This is a genomic window from Roseateles sp. P5_E11, from assembly GCF_054049355.1.
In genome coordinates this window covers 1-3,347 of record NZ_JBFUMO010000613.1, presented here as the reverse complement: position 1 = coordinate 3,347, position 3,347 = coordinate 1, and the positions used below count along the sequence as shown (strand labels likewise).

3 protein-coding genes are annotated in these 3,347 nt (G+C 69.0%); all 3 read left to right on the top strand.

Translation table 11 applies throughout. The features are described from left to right. The first annotated feature begins 102 nt into the window (after window positions 1–102). On the top strand, window positions 103–930 hold the full coding sequence (gene kynA / locus ACXJKR_RS27890) for a tryptophan 2,3-dioxygenase (RefSeq protein WP_457325593.1): 828 nt from the start codon (window positions 103–105) through the stop codon (window positions 928–930). 86 nt (window positions 931–1,016) lie between these two features. After that, entirely contained in the window at window positions 1,017–1,691 is a 675-nt protein-coding gene (locus ACXJKR_RS27885) for a Type 1 glutamine amidotransferase-like domain-containing protein (RefSeq protein ID WP_457325592.1), read from the top strand. A 111-nt stretch (window positions 1,692–1,802) separates the two neighbouring features. Then, window positions 1,803–3,347 (top strand): M24B family metallopeptidase (locus ACXJKR_RS27880; protein ID WP_457325591.1); only part of this gene is annotated, 1,545 nt, incomplete at its 3' end.

Here is a 3,347-nt window from a genome sequence, read left to right as displayed (position 1 = left end):
CCCACCCCCTACTCGCTTCGCGAGCCCCCTCAAGGGGGCACTACCAATGGCCCGGCAAAGCCGGTTCCACGGCAGTCACTCGGTAAGGCACTACGCATTCCCATGGCAACCACTGATCATCACGGCGCCCAGCTCGATTTCTCCAAGGAGATGAGCTATGGGGACTATCTCCAGCTCGACGCCATCCTCAGCGCCCAGAAGCCGCTCTCGCCCGACCACAACGAGATGCTCTTCATCGTGCAGCACCAGACCTCGGAGCTGTGGATGAAGCTGATGCTGCACGAGCTGCAAGCCGCCATCGCGAACGTGGCCGCCGACCGCCTGCCCGAGGCCTTCAAGATGCTGGCCCGGGTGTCGCGCATCATGGAGCAGCTGGTGCACGCCTGGGACGTGCTGGCGACGATGACGCCGCCCGAGTACAGCGCCATCCGGCCCTACCTGGCCAAGAGCAGCGGCTTCCAGAGCGCGCAGTACCGGCGCATCGAGTTCCTGCTCGGCAACAAGAACGCCGCCATGCTCAAGCCCCACGAGCACCGGCCCGACCTGCTGGCCCAGGTGAAGCAAGCCTATGACGCGCCGTCCCTCTACGACGAGGCGCTCAAGCTGATGGCGCGGCGTGGCATCCCGGTGCCAGCGGCCAACCTCAGCCGCGACTGGACCCAGCCCCACGTGGCCGACGAGGGCGTCAAGGAAGCCTGGCTGACGGTCTACCGCGCCCCTGAGAAAAACTGGGACCTGTACCAGATGGGCGAGGAGCTGGTGGACCTGGAAGACGCCTTCCGCCTCTGGCGCTTCCGCCACGTGACGACGGTAGAGCGCGTCATCGGCTTCAAGCGCGGCACCGGCGGCACGGGCGGCGTCAGCTATCTGCGCAAGATGCTGGACGTGGTGCTGTTCCCGGAGCTGTGGGCGCTGCGCACGGAGCTGTAGGGAAAAACGCCGGGCGTTGTCGATTTCGGCCGGCCTCGACCGTCGTTCCTGGCCCGGCCCGGTCGGCCGGGTTTGGAAAGGACCCGATGAAACTGCTCCTCACCTCCGCCGGCATCCGCAACGCGAGCATCCATGCCGCGCTGCTCGACTTGCTGGGCAAACCCATCGCCGAGTGCCATGCGCTGTGCATCCCCACGGCGCTGTACGGGCATCCGCACGGCAGCCCTGACAACACTTGGCGTTTCATCAGCGGCCAGGAGCCGTCCACGCCGATGTGCGAGCTGGGTTGGAAGTCGGTCGGGGTGCTGGAACTCACTGCGCTGCCGAGCATCGACAGGGCGCGCTGGCAAGGCTGGGTGCGGCAGGCGGACGTGCTGCTGGTGAACGGCGGCGACGCGCTGTACCTGTGCCACTGGATGCGCCAGTCGGGGCTGGCCGACCTGCTGCAGTCGCTGCCGGACATGGTGTGGGTGGGCTTGAGCGCAGGGAGCATGGTCATGACGCCGCGCGTCGGCGAGGCCTTCGTCGAAACCAGGCCGTCCATCACGGGCGATGACAGGGCGCTGGGCTTGGTCGATTTCGCGATCTTTCCCCATCTGGACTACCCCGGCTGGCCGAGCAACTCGATGGCCGCCGCCGAGGTGTGGGCGGCCGGCATCGGCTGCCCGGCCTACGCCCTCGACGACGAGAGCGCCATCAAGGTGGTGGACGGCGCCGCGGAAGTCGTGTCGGCAGGGCATTGGAAGTTCTTCACCCGCTGACGGCAGGCACCGTGCCCACCGGCATGGTGCACCCGGCTTCTACAATCCCAGGCACCCTTTTCACGGTCCCGAGCCCACCCGGCGCGGGACCATCACCGAGGTCCTGACGCCATGGACACCCGCACCCACGAAACCCGCCTGCGCATCGAGCGCCTGCGCGATGCCCTCAACGCCMACGGCGTGCATGCCGTGCTCGTGCCGTCCAGTGATCCGCACCTGTCCGAATACCTGCCCGACCGCTGGCAGGGCCGCGAATGGCTGTCGGGCTTCACCGGCTCGGTCGGCAGCCTTGTCGTCACGCGCGACCAGGCCGCCCTGTTTGCCGACAGCCGCTACTGGGCCCAGGCCGAGGCGCAGATCGCCGGCAGCGGCATCCAGCTCGAGAAGATGAACTCGGGCGCGTCGACGCAATACATCGACTGGATCGCCAAAGCCCTGCAGCCCGGCCAGGCGATCGCCGTGGACGGCCAGGTGTTGGGGCTGTCCCTGGCCAATGCCCTGCGCACGGCCATGCAGCGCGCCGGCATCACGCTGCGCACCGACCTCGACCTCGTGCAGGACGCCTGGGACAGCCGCCCCGGCCTGCCCACCGAACCCGTCTACGAGCACGCCGCGCCGCAGGCCGCCGTGTCCCGCGCCGACAAGCTGGCCCGCGTGCGCGCCGCGATGGCGACGGTGCAGGCCACCCACCACCTCGTGTCTACCGTGGACGACGTGGCCTGGCTGCTGAACCTGCGCGGCAGCGATGTCGAGTGCAATCCGGTCTTTATCGCCCACCTGCTGCTGGACACGACCAGCGGCCGCCTCTTCATCGGCGCCGGCAAGGTGCCGGCCGAGGTGGCCGCGCGCCTGGCCGCGGACGGCATCCAGCTGGCGCCCTACGAACAAGCCGCATCCGCCCTGGCTGCCCTGCCCGCTTCGGCCAAGCTGCTGATCGACCCGCGCCGCGTGACCCTGGGCCTGCGCGAGGCCGTGCCCGCGGGCGTGGCCGTCGTGGAACAGATCAACCCCAGCACGCTGCTGAAGAGCCGCAAGACCGCCGCCGAGGCCGCCTTCATCCGCGAGGCCATGGCCGAGGACGGCGCGGCGATGTGCGAGTTCTACGCCGAGTTCGAGGCTGGACTAGCCCGCGGCGAACGCTGGAGCGAGCTGGACGTCGACACCCAGCTGACGGCCGCGCGCAAGAGGCGCCCGGGCTTCGTGGGCCTGTCCTTCTCGACGATTGCGGGCTGGATGGCCAATGGCGCCCAGCCGCACTACCGCGCCACGCCCGAGTCGTTCGCGCAGATCGAAGGCAACGGCCTGCTGCTGATCGACTCCGGCGGCCAGTACGTCGGCGGCACGACGGACATCACGCGCGTCTGGCCCATCGGCACCGTCAGCGCGGCGCAGAAGCGTGACTACACGCTGGTGCTCAAGGGCACGCTGGCGCTGTCGCGCACCCGCTTCCCGCGCGGCACGCTCAGCCCCATGCTGGACGCCATCGCCCGCGCGCCGCTGTGGGAGCACGGCCTGGACTACGGCCACGGCACGGGCCACGGCGTGGGCTACTTCATGAATGTGCATGAAGGCCCGCAGAGCATCAGCAAGGCGATTGCCGAGCCGGCCATGGCCATGGAGCCCGGCATGATCACGTCCATCGAGCCAGGCCTGTAC